Source organism: Bifidobacterium sp. UBA6881 (genome assembly GCA_002451435.1).
Taxonomy (GTDB): Bacteria; Actinomycetota; Actinomycetes; order Actinomycetales; family Bifidobacteriaceae; genus Bifidobacterium.
The window spans coordinates 25,681-26,252 of record DKCF01000094.1 but is presented as its reverse complement, the minus strand read 5'-3'; the positions used below and the strand labels follow the sequence as shown (position 1 = coordinate 26,252).

Here is a 572-nt window from a genome sequence, read left to right as displayed (position 1 = left end):
AAGTTCCTCGGCTTCGAGCAGATCCTCAAGAACTCCCTGACCAGCCTGCCGATGGGCGGCGGCAAGGGCGGCTCCGACTTCGACCCGAAAGGCAAGTCCGACGCCGAGGTCATGCGCTTCTGTCAGGCGTTCATGACCGAGCTGTGCCGTCACATCGGCCAGTTCACCGACGTTCCGGCCGGCGACATCAACGTCGGTGCCCGTGAGATCGGCTACCTGTTCGGCCAGTACAAGCGCATCCGCGACGAGTACTCCGGCGTGCTGACCGGCAAGGGCCTCGAATTCGGCGGCTCCCTGGCCCGTACCGAGGCCACCGGCTACGGTCTGTGCTACTACACCCAGGAGGCGCTGCGCGTCCTGAAGAACGATTCCTTCGAGGGTAAGACGGTCGTCATCTCCGGCTCCGGCAACGTGGCCATCTTCGCCACCGAAAAGGCCCAGGCCCTGGGCGCGAAGGTCGTCACCGCCTCCGACTCCAACGGCTACGTGTACGATCCGGACGGCATCAAGCTCGATATCGTCAAGGACATCAAGCTGGGCCACCGTGGCCGCATCAAGGAGTACGCCGAGCG

Annotated in this window: 1 protein-coding gene; it reads left to right on the top strand. The window is 64.3% G+C overall.

Features of this window, described 5'->3' with window-relative positions; translation table 11 throughout:
- Positions 1 to 572: Glu/Leu/Phe/Val dehydrogenase dimerization domain-containing protein (locus B3C64_RS07505; RefSeq protein WP_291534845.1), on the top strand; the 572-nt coding region annotated here is incomplete at both ends.